Origin of the sequence: Microbacterium hydrocarbonoxydans (assembly GCF_023715885.1) — a bacterium.
Taxonomy (GTDB): domain Bacteria; phylum Actinomycetota; class Actinomycetes; order Actinomycetales; family Microbacteriaceae; genus Microbacterium; species Microbacterium hydrocarbonoxydans_C.
Genome location: NZ_JAMBOY010000002.1, coordinates 440,188 through 455,621, shown reverse-complemented (window position 1 = coordinate 455,621; position 15,434 = coordinate 440,188). Strand labels below are relative to the sequence as shown.

Here is a 15,434-nt window from a genome sequence, read left to right as displayed (position 1 = left end):
AGCGGAAACTCATCCTCGACATACGAAACGCACAGATACGAGGCGCACTCTGAAGGGGCGTTGTTGAAGGAGCACACACCATGAACGAAGACACCACCCCCGACCAGCCGGCACCCGCGTCGCACGACGCCGTGCCGTCCGCCCCGGCAGCGTCCGACGTCGACCGTTCGACGACGGATGCCGTGATCGAGGCCCCCACCGCGGAGACGGCCTCCGCCGCCCCCGCCTCCGGCATTGCGGCCTCCGACGTCCCGGCCGCTCCCGGTCGCGGCCACGAGATCCCCTCGACGTTCACCTCGTCGCAGCCCGCGGCTCCGACGTTCGAGGCCCCGGCTGCGCATCTCGGCCAGGCGCCGACCGTGCCGCAGGCACCCTACGGCGCGCCGACCCCGCAGGGGCCGTCTCACCAGGGCCCGACCCACCAGGCGACCGCGACCGCCCCGGGCGCGGCGTTCGGCATCCACACCGCTGAGCCCGTTCCGGGCTCCGCGGGCGCAGCCGTCAAGACGAAGGAGAAGCCCCGTGCGGGCGTCAAGTTCGCCGCTGTCGTCGTCGCCGCGGCCCTCGTCGGCGGTGTCGCCGGATTCGGCGGCGGTGCGATCCTCACCGGAATCTCGAACGAGAACACCACGGGCGTCGCCCAGGGGCCCGACACCGTCACGGTCAACAACCCGGGGTCCGTGAACGAGACCACCGCGGTCGCCACGGCCGCACTGCCGTCGGTCGTCACCATCGAGGTCGCCGGTGCGAACGAGGCGGGCAGCGGCTCGGGCGTGATCATCAGCAAAGACGGCTACGTGCTCACCAATACGCACGTCGTGACCCTCGGGGGAGCCGTGGCCGACCCGACGATCCGCGTCACCACGTCCGACGGACGCATCTTCTCGGCGACTGTGGTCGGCACCGACCCCATCTACGACCTCGCTGTCATCAAGCTGACCGACGCCGAGGATCTCACGCCGATCGACTTCGCCGACTCGTCGAAGCTCAACGTCGGCGACACCGCCGTGGCGCTGGGCGCTCCGCTGGGCCTGTCGAACTCGGTCACGACCGGAATCGTCAGCGCACTCAACCGCAGCATCCAGATCCAGTCGTCGGCCCTTCCCGACTCGTCTTCGGAGGATGCCCCGCAGGAGCAGCAGTCGCCCGAGGAAGGTGACGGTCAGGGGCCGTTCCAGTTCGACCTCCCCGGCAACGGCTCGCAGCAGAGCTCGGAGAGCATCTCCATCGCCGTGATCCAGACGGATGCCGCGATCAACCACGGCAACTCCGGCGGAGCCCTCGTCAACAGCAAGGGCGAGCTGATCGGCATCAATGTCGCGATCGCAGGTTCGGGCAGCTCGGAGGAGTCCGGGTCGATCGGCATCGGCTTCGCGATCCCCTCGAACATCGCCCAGCGCGTCTCGGAGGAGATCATCGCCGACGGCGCCGCGACGCACGGCCTTCTCGGCGCCTCGGTCCGTGACGCCGCGAGTGCCGAGAACGCCTCGGTCTCCGGTGCCTACATCGCCGATGTGACGGGCGGGGGAGCTGCTGCTGCCGCGGGCCTCAAAGCCGACGACATCGTCACCGCGTTCAACGGGGTTCCGATCACGAGCGCGAACGACCTCACCGCGCAGGTGCGGGCCGCGGCCGCGGGCAGCGATGCCAAGGTCACGTACATCCGCGGCGGCAAGGAGTACGAGATCGACGTGACGCTCGGCGAACTCGCCGGCTGACCCGGCGACGCTCCTTCGCTCGCAGACAGGACGCCACCCCGCGATAGGCTCGCGGGGTGGCGTCCTTCTCGTTCGGATCCGGCAATGCGGCCAAGCTGCTCCGGATCCCCCTCTACCTCGTGGGGCGCATCGGCACCCTCCTCGTACCGCGGGGTAGGCGCTGGGTGTTCGGCTGCGGAGCCGGCATCGGCGACGGCGCGCTCGCACTGCAGCGGTTCGCGGCCGCGCAGGGGCACGACACGCTGTGGTTGACCGCTTCTGAGCGGGAGCAGCGCGACGCCGTAGCGCTCGGCATCCGCACGATCCCGAAATCGGGCCTCCGCGGGTGGTGGGCCACCGCACGAGCCGGAGTCGTCGTGGTCACCCATGGACTCGGCGACGTGAACCGCTATGCCAACTCCGGCGCCTTCGTCGTGCAGCTGTGGCACGGCATCCCGCTCAAGCGCATCGGGCTCGACTCTCCGGCGACGACGCAGGTTCCCCCGGTCCCCGGGGCGCCGCTGCTGCGCGCGCTGGTGGCATTCCTCTACAGACGCGCCGCGCAGCGCATCCGGGTCCTCCCGGCCGCGTCGCATCGGTCGCGCGGCCGGCTCGAGTCGGCCTTCGGCCTCCCCGGCGATCGGGTCGTCGTCTCGGGCGAGCCGCGCGTCGACGTGCTGTCGGCGGGGGAGCCCGCCGAGCGGCGTGCGACGGCGATCGCTCTCCTGCAGAGCACGGTCGGCGAGCTGTCCGGCGCCCGGACCGTGCTGTACGCGCCGACCTGGCGCGACGGTGCTCCCGACCCTGCGGTGCCGAGCACCGACCAGTGGATTCGCATCGTCCGCGCCCTCGAGGAGCGCGATGCCGTGCTCCTCGTGCGGTCCCACCCGCTGGGAGAGGGGCACTACAGCCCGCCGACCCCGACCGATCGGGTGCGGATGCTGGGCGCGAGCGTCCTCGCCGATGTGACCCCCGCCTTGCCCGCCGTCGATGTGCTCATCACCGATTACTCGTCCCTCGCGTACGACGTCGGACTGCTCGGGATGCCGGTGGTCTACCTGGCGCCGGATGCCGAGGAGTACGCCGCGACGCGAGGCTTCTACGGCCGTTTCGAAGAGGTCGCCGGTGACGATGCGGCTCGGAACTGGGACGATGTGATCGCACACCTGACGACGCTTCTCGACGACGAGAGCGCGTTCCGGGCGAGGTCGGAGCGTTCCGCTACGCTCAGCGCGGAGATGCACGCCTTCCGCGACGGGGGCAACACCCGACGGGTGTACGACAGGATCCGTGCGCGGGGAGTCCCCGCGCCGAAGGGAGCAGCATGACCACCGCCCAGATCGACGAGGCGGCGCAGACCCTCGTGGTCGAGGGGACCGGGGAGCGTCCGGCCGAGGCGACTCTCGTCGGACCCCGCGCGCGCGTCGACGGCCGTGTCACCGGAGGCGGCAAGACGTGGAAGGCGACCTTCCCGCTCCGCGCCTCCCGCTGGGGCGGGGCCGAGCTGCCGCTCCCGTCCGGTGAGTACCGCATCCGCATCGCCGGCGTCGACCTCGACGATCTCGCCGTGGCACCCTCTGTCCTGCCCGGCCTCCGCATCGCGGTGGAGAAGTCGGTCGCCCGGGTGGCCGCGCCCATCGACCCCGTCTACGAGACCGCCGAGGGGCAGTCCACGCTCGAGGGACGCTACGTCACGCACTCCGGAGCGACCGAGAACGCGGTGTTCTTCGAGAGCTTCTACGGCCGGAGCGTCGGATGCAACCCACGGGCGATCGATCGTGCGCTCGCCGCGCAGGCGCCATCCGTGACGCGGTACTGGAGCGTCGTCGATCTCTCCGTCGCGGTGCCCGAGGGGGCGATCGCCGTCGTCGAGGGCAGCCCGGAGTGGTGGCGCGCCCGGGCCGCGGCGAGGCTGCTCGTCGTCAACGACTGGCTGCGGCGCCGGTTCGCGCGCAAACCGGGGCAGCGGGTGCTGCAGACCTGGCACGGCACGCCCCTCAAGCGGCTCGCGCTGCATCGGCCGGGGTTCGACCCGCGGCGCATGGCGGCTGTCGTCAAGGAGTCGCGCCGCTGGGACGTGCTGCTCGCTCAGAACACCTACGCCGAGCGCGTCCTGCGGAAGGCGTACGCGTTCTTCGGTCGTCCGATCTGGGTCGAGGGGTATCCGCGCAACGATGCGCTCGTCACAGGAGATGCAGCGACCATCCGTGCTGCGCTCGGTATCGGCGAGCAGGAGCGCGTGCTGCTCTACGCCCCCACGTGGCGCGACGACCGCGCGGAGATGGTGGACTTTGTCGATCCCGAGCTGCTCGCGCAGCAGACCGACTCTGTCGTGCTCGTCCGCGGTCATTCCCGCACGATCGATACGGATCGCGACCGCGACGGAGCCCGCGTGATCGACGTCACCGGCTACCCCGAGACCTCGCAGCTGCTCCTCGCCGCCGACGCGCTCATCACCGACTACTCCTCGGTGATGTTCGACTACAGCGTCACGGGCAAGCCGATGTTCTTCCTCGTGCCCGACCTCGACCACTACCGCGGTCAGCTGCGCGGCTTCTACTTCGACCTCGAAGCACGCGCGCCGGGCCCGCTGGTGCGCACACAGGAAGAGCTCGTCGCGGCGCTCGCCGACGACGGAGTCGAAGCCGCCTACGCGTCGCGTTACGCGGCGTGGCGCGCCCAGTTCAACACCCGTGACGACGGTCATGCCGCCGAGCGGGTCGTCGCCCGCATCCTCGATCAGGGCTTCGTCACCCGCTGACCCCAGGAGCGGACGCGTCCGTCAGGGGAGAGGCGTGTTCCGAGTGCCCAATCTGGACGCGTCCACGGTGTCGCGCGCACCGCGCAGCACTCCGCCCAGGAAGCCGATTCCCCAGGAGAGGTGCATGGTCGGCATCACGATCGCCGTCCACATCCGCTGACGCGGCCCTCCGCCGCCCGGGAGTGCGGCCACGGCCAGCACGAGCAGCACGTAGACGAGCAACGGGAGGTACAGCAGAGCGGAGAGCACCCAGGAGAGTGCCTGGCCGACGACGCCCGTCACCTGCAGCACGGCGAGGACGAGTGCCGCGGCGACGATGGCCACGAGTGCGGGCGGAGCGAAGAAACGGATGCCGTTGCGCCGTCCGAACCGTCGGACGAGCTCACCGCGCCATGCCCCTGTCGCACGGAACTGCCGTGCCAGGCGGATCCAACTCTCGCGCGGCCAGTAGGTCACCGACAGTTCGGGATCGAACCACACGAGGTGTCCGGCCTGGCGGATGCGGAGATTGAGCTCCCAGTCCTCCCCGCGGCGGATCGACTCGTCGAAGAAGCCGACCTCTTCGACGACGCCGCGACGCATGACGCCGAGGTACGCGGACTCGGCCTCGCCTTCCCGCGTCCCGCCGTGATAGGCACCGCCGCCGAGGCCGACGGGGGAGTTGTACAGCCGAGCGACGGCCTTCTGGAACGGTGTGCGGCCGTCGGCGTGCATGACGCCGCCGACGTTGGCGGCGCCCGTGCGCTCCAAGGTCGCGAGGGCGCGCGCAGCGTATCCCGGCGACAGCTCGGAGTGGGCGTCGACCCGGATGATGGTGTCGTAGCGGCTGGCGCGGATCGCCGCGTTGAGGCCGACGGGGATGTGCGCCTCGGGGTTGTCGACGAGGCGGATGCGGTCGTCGGCGGCGGCGAGACGCTCTGCCAGCTCGGTCGTGCCATCGCTGGACGGGCCCAGTGCGAGCACCAGCTCGGCCGGCACCGACAGCTCCTGTGAGAGCACCGAGCCGACCGCGTGCTCGAGGTATTCGCGTTCGTTCAGCACGGGCATGACGAACGACACCCCTGCCTCCGTGGCGTCGTCGTCTCTGTGTGGCACACCACGATCATGGCACGAGCGCTCGACCCTTCCCTGATGCGTCGCCGTCGGCGCCACGGCAGGTCGGGGTCGCCGAACGTCACTCGGTATCCTGGAGGGATGGGTGCACTCTCCGACGCGAAGAAGGCCTACCGACTGCTGAAGCGCGCGCTCGCCTCTCGAAAGGCCGTGCAGAGGGTGCGTCGCCGGCTCGCGGAGCGCGACCCGCATCCGGCCGGCCATTACCGGGTGGCCGTCTACTTCGCGGACGGCGACGTGAACATGTACCAGATGCGCCAGTGGTACCGTCCGCTCCTCGAGCTCTCGAAGCGCTGGCCCGTCGTCGTGCTCTCCCGGGCTGCGACCGGCGCCGACAAGCTGCTGGACGAGGATGCCCCGCCCGTGGCCTTCGTGCCGACCGTGCGGGATCTCGAGCGCTTCGTCTCGACGCAGGACATCCGGGTCGTCCTGTACGTGAATCAGAACACCCGTAACTTCCAGATGTTCCGATACGGGCGCCGCTGGCACGTGTTCATCAACCACGGTGAGTCCGACAAGATGTACATGACCACGAACCAGTACAAGGCGTACGACTACGCTCTGGTCGCCGGTCAGGCCGCCCGCGACAGGCTCGCACGCACGCTCTGGGACTACGACATCGACCGCCGGACCATCGAGATCGGGCGGCCGCAGGCCGATCACTACTCAGGAGCCCTGCCGTACGCCGCCGACGGCCGCACGGTCGTGCTCTACGCCCCGACCTGGGAGGGCGACCGCCCGAGTGCCCACTACGGCTCCATCGCCTCGCACGGCGAGGCGCTCGCCGCGGCGGTGCTGGCGTCGGGGACGCACCGACTGATCTACCGTCCGCACCCGCGGAGCGGCGTCGTCGACCCGGAGTACGGTGCCGCGCATCGTCGGATCCTCGCGGCGATCTCCGCCGCGAACAGTGCCGATCCAGCCGCCCAGCACGTCTACGACGACGGTCCGGAGCTCGGGTGGCAGCTCGCGGCGGCCGACGTCGCCGTGGTCGACATCTCGGCGATGGTCTACGACCGTCTGGCGGTCGGGAAGCCTCTGATGATCACGCGCCCGGCCGACGAACGCGCCGAGGTCGACACGAGCGGCTACCTCTCCGACTGCGAGTGGCTCGACGCGGACTCCGCGGCCGACATCCTCGGGCACGTCGAGCGGGTGCGTGCGGACGAGGCGGCGATCGCTCGCCTGCGCATGTGGGTGCAGCACTACTTCGGAGACACGACCCCCGGTGCCGCGACCGCGAAGTTCCACGCCGCCATCGAACGGCTCATGTCCGAGTGGGACGAGTGGCAGGGCCGGGAGATCGGCGTCGTCCGCGGTGACGAGGACGATGATGACGACGAGGCCGACGAGGAGATCTGACCATGGAGCTGCAGCGCACGCGCGAGATCGCGTCTCGCGTCGAAGAGCTCGATGAGGTCGGGTCGACCAATGCGGCGCTGCGGGTACTCGCGACGGATGCCGACGGCTGGCCTCACCTGTCCGTGCTCCTCACCGAGAACCAGACCGCCGGACGCGGCCGGCTCGACCGCACCTGGTCCGCTCCCGCCGGATCGGCGCTCGCCGCGTCGGTCGTGCTGCGTCGCCTCCCCGACGACCCGAGCGCGCGCGGCTGGATCCCGCTCGCAGCGGGTGCGGCGATGGCGGATGCTGTCGCCGCGCAGCTCCCTGAGCGCACCGTCGCGGTGAAGTGGCCGAACGACGTGCTCGTCGACGGGCGCAAGATCTGCGGCATCCTCGCCGAGGCGGCCGGTGACGCCGTGATCGTCGGAAGCGGCGTGAACACCGCGATGACGGAGGCGGAGCTGCCGGTGCCCACGGCGACGTCCTTCGCGGCCCTGGGGTCGACCGCCGATGTCGACCGTCTTCTCGCGACCTACCTCGAGCGGCTGTCAGCACGGATGGATGCGCTCGTGGAGTCCGGCGACGCGGCGTCGAGTGGACTCCACGCCGCCGTCGTCGACCGATGCGCGACGATCGGTCTCGACGTCCGGGTCTCGCTGCCGGGGGACCGGTTCCTCGAGGGCAGGGCCGAGACGATCGATGAGGACGGACGGCTGGTCGTGCGCGTCCGCGACGAGACGCACGCCGTGTCGGCGGGAGACGTCGTGCACGTCCGTCCGGCCCAGCCCTGACACGCGGAGTCACGGGAGAGCGGGTTTGTCCGTGATCGCGGGCACAATGGAGGGGTGACCCAGCCCGTGACCCTCGGCGGTCGGCCGACGATGCCGCCGCCCGGTGTGCCGTCGGAAGAGTTGCTCATCGCGCGCTTTCGCGGTCACGCGCGTCGACTGACGTGGTCGGCGCTCGTGCTCATCGTGGTCTTCGGAGGCACGGGGTACTTCTTCGACAATCTTCCCGAGCCGTTCGAGAACTGGATGCTGCTCAGCGCCGCGGGCGCCCTGATCCTCCTGGTGGTCGTGATCCCGTGGATCGTGTGGTGGTCGCGCACGGTCACAGTGACGACGCGGCGGGTGATCGTGCATCACGGCATCGGCGCGCGGAACCGGCAGGAGATGTCGCACGCGCGGGGTTACACGATCGGCGTCCGACGCGGAGCTCTGCAGCGGCTGTGGGGAGCCGGAACCATCACGCTCTCGAACGGCGTCGACGCACCGCTCCGCCTCGCGAACGTGCCGAACGTCCGGCTGGTGCACGAGACGCTCGCCGATCAGATCGAGGTGAGCCAGATCCTCGCCCACCGCGACGCGCAATCCGGGCAGGACGGCATTCCCGGCTTCTGAGCCGTCGCCTCGCACACGTGTGAATGACCGCGGCGCGGATGCGGAAGAATGGTCCCGACGAATGGAGGCGGCACATGGCGCTGCGCGTGGGCGTGATCGGTGGGGGCCAGCTGGCCAGGATGATGATCGCTCCGGCGGTCGAACTCGGGCTCGATCTGCGGGTGCTCGCCGAGAGCGAGGGCATGTCGGCCCAGCTCGCGGCCACGGCCGTCGGCGATTATCGCGACCTCGACACGGTCAGGGCGTTCGTGAAGGACGTCGATGTCGTCACGTTCGACCATGAGCACGTGCCGCAGGAGATCCTCCGTGCGCTCGTCGCGGAGGGGGTCTCGGTGCACCCCGGACCGGACGCCCTGCAGTTCGCGCAGGACAAGCTGGTGATGCGTTCGCGCCTCGCCGAACTGGGCGTGCCGCAGCCCGACTGGGCGCCGGTGCGCGACGCGGCCGAGCTCCAGGCCTTCCTCGACGCCCACGACGGGCGGGGAGTGGTCAAGACTCCTCGCGGCGGCTATGACGGCAAGGGCGTGCGAGTGGTTCGTGCGGCAGACGAGGCGCAGGACTGGCTGGAGGCGCTCGCCGACGGCGAGGCGCTGCTCGTGGAGGAGCTCGTGGGGTTCGTCCGCGAACTCGCTCAGCAGGTGGCGAGGCGTCCGAGCGGCGAGATGGTCGCGTATCCGGTCGTGGAGACCGTGCAGCGCGACGGCGTGTGCGCCGAGGTCATCGCCCCGGCACCGGCTGCCGCCGACCGCCTCGTGCAGGTGGCGGAGGGCATAGGGCGACAGATCGCCGAAGGGCTCGGTGTCACCGGCATGCTCGCGGTCGAGCTGTTCGAGACCGACGACGAGCGCATCCTCGTGAACGAGCTGGCCATGCGCCCGCACAACAGCGGCCACTGGAGCCAGGACGGGGCAGTGACCGGTCAGTTCGAGCAGCACCTCCGTGCCGTCGCCGATCTGCCGCTCGGCGACCCGAATCCCCGGTCCCCGTGGTCGGTGATGGTCAACATCCTGGGTGGCCCTCAGGATGGCACGATCGGCGAGCGCTTCGCTGGAGCGATGGTCGAGCACCCCTCGGCGAAGATCCACACCTACGGCAAGGACCCTCGTCCCGGTCGCAAAGTCGGCCATGTGAACGTGTCCGGTGACGACCTCGACGACGCCGTGTACGTCGCCAGGGCGGCGGCAGCGCACTTCGACTGAGGCGCAGCGGCTCGGTGTTCCTCGCGTGCCGTTCGGGGGATCTCCCAGCCGTAGACCGTAGCCTGAGTGGGTGACTGAGCCACTGCACTCCTCCGCCGCTCCACTGGTCGGCGTCGTCATGGGATCCGACTCGGACTGGCGAGTCATGAGCGACGCATCCCAGGCGCTCAGCGACTTCGGGATCCCGCACGAGGTCGAGGTCGTCTCGGCTCATCGCACCCCCGACAAGCTCATGCAGTACGCCCGCGAGGCGCGCGGCCGCGGCATCCGGGTGATCATCGCCGGGGCGGGCGGAGCTGCCCATCTGCCGGGCATGCTCGCCTCGATGACCGCGCTCCCCGTCATCGGTGTCCCCGTCCCGCTCGCGTACCTCGACGGCATGGACTCGCTGCTGTCGATCGTGCAGATGCCCGCAGGCATCCCCGTGGCCACGGTCTCGATCGGCGGGGCGAAGAACGCCGGACTCCTCGCAGTGCGGATCCTCGGCTCGTCCGACGACGATCTCGCCGATCGCGTCGAGGCATATGCACTCGACCTCGAAGCGCAGGTCGAGGAGAAGAACGAGCGGCTGAAGGGCTCGCTGTGACCCTCGCGCCGCCGCGTGGTGCGGCGCGACCCCTGATCGAGACGCGCCCCATGCGGAATCCCGACACCGGGGACGCCGGCATGATGACGAAGCGCGGGTGGTGGATCGTCCTCCTGAACGTTCTGATCCCCGGCGCAGCTCAGGTGGTCGCAGGCAACCGGAGGCTCGGTCGTCTCGGGCTCGGCGCGACGCTGCTGTCATGGTTCCTCGTCGTGGTGGCGGCGGGCCTCGCGCTCTTCGCGCGCCCGGTCTTCCTGTGGCTCACGGTCGGCGGCGGGTGGATCTCGGCCGTGATCCTCACGATCGTCCAAGTGCTGCTCATCGCCTACATCGCACTCTGGATCGTGCTGACGTTCGACGCCCTGCGCATCGTGAGGCTGGTGCGGATCCCCGGACCGTCGAAGTTCGCCATCCCGCTCGTCGCGCTCCTGATCCTGGGACTCGTCGGCGGATCGACCGCCTACGCGTCGACCGTCGTGGGCTCGGCACGGAACACGATCTCGACGATCTTCGGTCAGAGCGGGCCGAGTCTGCCGCCGAGCGACGGGTACTACAACATCCTGTTGCTCGGCGCCGACAGCGGCGACGGCCGGGACTCTATGCGGTTCGACAGCATCTCCGTGGTATCGGTGAACGCCGACACCGGTGCGGTCACCATCACGGGTATTCCTCGCGAGCTGCCGAACGCGCCGTTCAGCGACGGCAGCCCGATGCAGGCGCTCTATCCGAACGGCTTCGAGGGGCACAGCTCGAACTCGTGCGGATGGAACGGCTGGATGAACCACGTCCGCAACGCGGCGGAGATCTGCCGCGAGGACGGCGGCAAGACCCTGTACCCGGATGCGGCGTCTCACGGCTCCGATCCCGGCATCGAGGCGACGAAGGATGCCGCGGAGGGCGTGCTCGGGATCGAGATCCCCTACTACGTGTTCGTCGACATGCACGGCTTCGCCGCCCTGGTCGACGCGCTCGGCGGCGTGGACATCAATGTCACCGAGAGGCTGCCGAAGGGCGGGCCGCCGGATGGAGTGAACCCGCACGACGTCGACGCGTGGGCGATCGGCTGGATCGAGCCGGGCCAGCAGCACATGGACGGCGACACGGCTCAGTGGTACGCGCGCTCGCGCTACACGACCAGCGACTGGGACCGCATGAAGAGGCAGCGGGAGCTGCAGGAGGCGATCCTCGCGCAATTCACCCCGCAGACTGTGCTGACCCGGTTCAATGAGGTCGCGGCGGCGGGAACGGCACTCATCAGCACGGATCTTCCGCAGGACAAGCTGCCCGAGTTCTTCGACCTGATGACGAAGGCGAAGGAGCAGACGGTCACCACGATCGAGCTCACGCCGGAGAACGGCATCGATGAGCACTCGCCGGACTACGCCTACATCCACGACCTGGTTCAGCAGACGCTGCACCCGCCGACACCGACCCCGACACCCTCACCCTGAGGGGGTCCGCGCGCGGTTGCGCCACCACAGCAAAGAATAAGCCCACGGCCGGCTCCCGGGAGTGAGAGGACGGCCGTGGGCCTTCCGGTTCAGGACCGGATTCGCCAGGCGACGGTGATCGGAGGGGGAGGGATCACCGTCGCCCAGTCGATTCCCGCGGGGCGGGAATCTGATCTCGGCACGTGGGCGTCAAGGTGCCCGCGTGCATGAGCGGATCAGGCGCGCCTGCGGCGAACGATCCCGGTGGCGACCAGCGCGCCACCGCCGATGAACGCAGCGGCACCTGCGCCGAGCAGCCACGGCGACACGCTGCCACCGGTGAGCGCCAGCTCCAGCCCGTCGCCCGTGAGCGGCATCTCGGTTCCTGCGGCGACGACGCCGGGATCGTGGTCGCAGCTCGCCGCGGCATCGTGCCCGTGCGACACCGTGATGAGCGCGGTGTACGACCTCGAGCCCGAGAAGGCGAGTGAGTACGAGCCCTCTCCGTCGGACGGTGGGCGGAAGGTCAGCAGCAGGCTGCCGTCGGCGGCGGCCGTGTTGCCCGAGACGGCGGCAGCGCCGGCGTTGGCACCCGACACGGACACGCCCACGTTCTCGGACGGCTGGAAGTAGCCGGGGCCGAAGACGACGGTGGACACCTCGCAGATGTCGATGACCGGGTCGCCCACCGACACGCGCGGCGTGTCTGCATAGGAGTCGGACCCGCTCGGTGCGGCGGAGGCGGCAACAGGTGCCATGAGCACGAGTGCGCCAGCGGTCAGGCTGATGGCAGCCAGTTTCTTCAGCATGATTCTCCCCAGAAATTCACGCGGAATCGCATCCGGACACACCCCTGCGTCCGATTGCGTGGGCTCATCCTGTCCCCACGACAGGATCGGCGAACCCAGTTATTCCCCAGTGGACTAGAGACTACATCATGCTTCGACGAAAGTCACGGAGTGCATCGAAGTTCTTCGCGAGACACGTCGGGATCACGGATCATCGGAGTGTGGTCGACGTTCGTCCGCCTGTTGCCGGCGCCCGTTCCTCGGAAGTCGACCGCGACCGTGGCCGACTCGCCGGGGCCGAGCACCAGCTCCTGCTGCACGGCCGAGCGCGTTCCGAGCAGCGCCGTCTGGACGTCCTCTTCTCCGCCGCCGCCCTCGCGGTCCACGCGAGACGGAGTCGCGCCCTCCGGGCCGTAGACCGTGATGAGGGTGCGCACCGTGCCGGGTTCGACGCCGTACGTCCCCCCTCCTGTGACGTACTCGGGGAGGGCCGTTCCGGCATCCGCGGGTGCGTTGTTCGTCCAGGTGACGCTCACCCGTGTCGTCGGCTCTCCGTCGCAGCGCCCGACCGAGGTCGTGATCGTCGCATCGGTGTAGTAGTCCATCTTGGCGCCGGTGGTGTCGTTGAAGAGCACACCCACATGACTCGTCGCGTCGTCGCGGGGGAGCGCACCGCCGAGGGCCGTTCCGGCCAGGAAGGTCTCCTCGTCCTCGTGAGCGCTCCAGACGCGGATGCGGTCCTGCTCCGCCGACGCGGCGAGAGCGGCGACCAGGGCTTTCGGTTCGGTGCCGGACAGCGCCGCTCCGAACAGTGCACCGGCCGCCTGGGCGAAGATCTGGTCCTGCGCGGCCGGGTCCGGCACCGCCGTGTAGATACCGGAGAGCAGCAGACTCACGACATCGTCCTCAGTGACGGCGAAGGGTCCGAACGTGAGCGGTCCGGTCGCGGCGAGGAGGTTCTCGGTCATCACGGCATCCACGGCGATCACTCCGTCGACGGGCGTTCCGAAACGCTGCTGCCAGCGGGCGGCGACGAGCGGGCCGGCCTCGGTGAAGTCGGGGATGTTCGTGATGTTCTGCAGGTAGCGACCGGGACGGTCCTCGAAGAGGGCGACGGTGGATTCGCTCAACGGCAGAGACTCGCCGAGCGCCGGGAAGTCGGTCGTCGATGCCTGCTGGACGAGGCTGATCTGCCCGTTCTCCGCGTGCAGCAGGGCGATGGCCCCGATGATCCCGCCGGACGAGCGAAGCTCCGCGTTGTTCTGCATCGCGACGACATAGTTCCGCGGGCCCTCGGCGCCGAGCATGCTCGGCAGCAGCGCTGCTGCGCCGTGCAGGGAGCCGACGACCGTCGCTGCCTGCGTGACGGCCGAGCGCATCTCACCGACGGCGTCCGCCAGAGGAGGAAGGGTCGCATCCGCGTCGATGGCCAGCGCGCGCTCTTCAGCGGCGCTCAACGTGGCGGATGCGTCGGCCAGGGGCGCCTCGATCGCGGCGAAGGGTGCGAGGTCGATCCGCCCATCGGAGAAGCCGAGGCTCGCGAGATCGAGCGTGCCGGCGACATCGAGGACGGGCACGAGCGCCTCCGACGCGACGTCGTCCGCGATCTCGGCGACGTCGCTGACCGCCGTGAAGTTCGGGCCGATCCACGGCAGCACGCCGAACGCCTGCCAGACGGGATCGGATGTGAGCCCGTGCGCGGACTCCGAGTGATGGGCGATGCGGTCGGAGAGCCTGGTCGCCCGCTCCAGGTCGCCGTCGCCGATCGCGGCCTTCAGCTGCGTGGCGGACTTCGAGACCTGCTGCAGATCGGTCACGGCGCCGATGCCGCGGATCGTCACCCACCCGATCGCGAGCACGAGAAGGGTCAGGATCACGCCGATGGCCCATCCCAACCATCGACGCCGTACCGGCAGGCGTCCGTCACTCACCCCTGCATTCAAGCACGTGCGGCATATCGGCGTCGCTCCGCGCCGCCTCCGGGATTCGGCGAGGCCGGAGATTACGCTGGTGGCATGGGTGCTCGGTTGCGTGTCGTTCTGGATCAACTGGCGCATGTCGTCGATCAGGATCAGGCCTGGGCAGCTCTCGACTTGACGCGCGCTCTCGTCGACACCGCGCCGTCGGGATGCGACGTCGAAGCGATCGTCCCCGCGCAGAGCGAGACGGCGGTGCCCGGGCTCGCCGGTGTGCACCGGCTGGCACTGGCACGCCGCGAGCTCGCGGCATCCTGGCAGATGGGGATCGCGCCAGGGGTCGGCGGCGGTCTCATCCACTCCGCGTCGATGATGGCGCCCCTCGTGCGTCACGATCGAGTGCACGACAACGATCAGACGACCGTCACGCTGTGGGACCTGAGGGCCTGGGATGCTCCGGAGACGCTGACCAAGTCCGCGGTCTCCTGGAATCGAGCGATGCTCAAGCGCGCGGTGAAGCACGCGGACGCGGTCGTGGTGCCCACACACTCGATCGGCACGCGACTCGCGGAGATCGCGAAGCTGGGGGAGCGGATCCGGGTCATCCCCGGAGCGGCGCCGACCGGATTCGTCGTCCCGCTCGACGCCGCGGAGCGCCGGGCGGCGCTGATGATCCCCGACCGGTACATCGTCGTCACCGGACGACCAGCGACGATCGAGGCCGGTTTCCGGGCCGCCGTCGCCGCGGGAGCGGATGCCGTGGTGCTGGATGCCGCAGAGGGCGCCGAGCCCGGACTCGCGGAGATCGCGGCGGCCGCCGGACTCCCTGAGGCTCGGGCCCGCATCCGCTCCGCCCTCTCCGCGCAGGACCGTGCTGCCGTGCTCGCCGGCGCTGCGGCCTTCGTGGCGACGGACGATGTCGCGGCGTGGCCGTGGCGCGCGGTCGAAGCCATGACGCTCGGGGTGCCGATCGTCGCCCGCGACACCGGAGTGCACCGCGATGTCATCGCGGATGGCGGCGCGACCGTATCTCCGGACGATATGGAGAACGCGGTCGAGGACGCTGCTGAAGCCGGGGCTCGACGACTCAGCGTGCTGGCCGGCGATCGCTCACGCGCCTTCTCCTGGCATGGTGCCGGAGAACGCGTGTGGGGGCTGCACGCCGACCTGTAGCGCGCTGAATGTCCGCTGTGTCTTCTG

General features: G+C 69.9%; 13 protein-coding genes. 10 read left to right on the top strand and 3 right to left on the bottom strand.

Annotation, left to right across the window (positions count from 1 at the left end; translation table 11 throughout):
- The first annotated feature begins 80 nt into the window (after nt 1-80).
- From M3195_RS06495 to M3195_RS06485, 3 genes are read left to right on the top strand one after another with little or no spacing between them, the layout of a single operon-like run.
- Nucleotides 81-1,718: a S1C family serine protease gene (locus tag M3195_RS06495; RefSeq protein ID WP_251585770.1), complete on the top strand. Its 1,638-nt coding sequence runs from the start codon at nt 81-83 to the stop codon at nt 1,716-1,718.
- 56 nt (nt 1,719-1,774) lie between these two features.
- Nucleotides 1,775-3,025 carry a CDP-glycerol glycerophosphotransferase family protein gene (locus M3195_RS06490; protein ID WP_251585768.1) on the top strand — a complete coding sequence of 417 codons (1,251 nt, stop codon included), beginning with the start codon at nt 1,775-1,777 and terminating at the stop codon, nt 3,023-3,025.
- Nucleotides 3,022-4,458, top strand: coding sequence for a CDP-glycerol glycerophosphotransferase family protein (locus M3195_RS06485; protein WP_251585766.1), 1,437 nt, complete (start codon nt 3,022-3,024; stop codon nt 4,456-4,458). Before M3195_RS06490 ends, M3195_RS06485 begins: the two co-directional genes overlap by 4 nt.
- A gap of 21 nt (nt 4,459-4,479) precedes the next feature.
- Here the strand turns inward: M3195_RS06485 and M3195_RS06480 are convergent, their stop codons facing one another.
- Nucleotides 4,480-5,505, bottom strand: a complete 1,026-nt coding sequence (locus tag M3195_RS06480) for a glycosyltransferase (protein WP_251586434.1) — start codon at nt 5,503-5,505, stop codon at nt 4,480-4,482.
- A 147-nt stretch (nt 5,506-5,652) separates the two neighbouring features.
- Here M3195_RS06480 and M3195_RS06475 point away from each other — a divergent pair, with 147 nt between their 5' ends.
- The 6 genes from M3195_RS06475 (at nt 5,653) to M3195_RS06450 (ending at nt 11,551) form a co-directional block, all read left to right on the top strand.
- On the top strand, nt 5,653-6,933 hold the full coding sequence (locus tag M3195_RS06475) for a CDP-glycerol glycerophosphotransferase family protein (protein ID WP_251585764.1): 1,281 nt from the start codon (nt 5,653-5,655) through the stop codon (nt 6,931-6,933).
- A gap of 2 nt (nt 6,934-6,935) precedes the next feature.
- Complete coding sequence (locus M3195_RS06470; protein ID WP_251585762.1) at nt 6,936-7,706, top strand: biotin--[acetyl-CoA-carboxylase] ligase; 771 nt, start codon at nt 6,936-6,938, stop codon at nt 7,704-7,706.
- Nucleotides 7,707-7,760: 54 nt separating this feature from the next.
- Nucleotides 7,761-8,315, top strand: coding sequence for a PH domain-containing protein (locus M3195_RS06465; RefSeq protein WP_251585760.1), 555 nt, complete (start codon nt 7,761-7,763; stop codon nt 8,313-8,315).
- Between the two features lie 74 nt (nt 8,316-8,389).
- Nucleotides 8,390-9,514: a 5-(carboxyamino)imidazole ribonucleotide synthase gene (locus M3195_RS06460; RefSeq protein WP_251585758.1), complete on the top strand. Its 1,125-nt coding sequence runs from the start codon at nt 8,390-8,392 to the stop codon at nt 9,512-9,514.
- Nucleotides 9,515-9,632: 118 nt separating this feature from the next.
- A complete protein-coding gene (gene purE, locus M3195_RS06455; RefSeq protein WP_251586432.1) occupies nt 9,633-10,100 on the top strand; it encodes a 5-(carboxyamino)imidazole ribonucleotide mutase in 468 nt (155 codons plus the stop codon).
- 50 nt (nt 10,101-10,150) lie between these two features.
- Complete coding sequence (locus tag M3195_RS06450; protein WP_251585756.1) at nt 10,151-11,551, top strand: LCP family glycopolymer transferase; 1,401 nt, start codon at nt 10,151-10,153, stop codon at nt 11,549-11,551.
- 215 nt (nt 11,552-11,766) lie between these two features.
- On the opposite strand, the gene M3195_RS06445 is transcribed toward M3195_RS06450, so the two are convergent.
- Entirely contained in the window at nt 11,767-12,339 is a 573-nt protein-coding gene (locus tag M3195_RS06445) for a hypothetical protein (RefSeq protein ID WP_251585754.1), read from the bottom strand.
- Nucleotides 12,340-12,482: 143 nt separating this feature from the next.
- Nucleotides 12,483-14,249, bottom strand: coding sequence for a DUF4012 domain-containing protein (locus M3195_RS06440; protein WP_251585752.1), 1,767 nt, complete (start codon nt 14,247-14,249; stop codon nt 12,483-12,485).
- Nucleotides 14,250-14,333: 84 nt separating this feature from the next.
- Here M3195_RS06440 and M3195_RS06435 point away from each other — a divergent pair, with 84 nt between their 5' ends.
- A complete protein-coding gene (locus tag M3195_RS06435) occupies nt 14,334-15,407 on the top strand; it encodes a glycosyltransferase (protein WP_251585751.1) in 1,074 nt (357 codons plus the stop codon).
- Nucleotides 15,408-15,434: the final 27 nt, after the last annotated feature.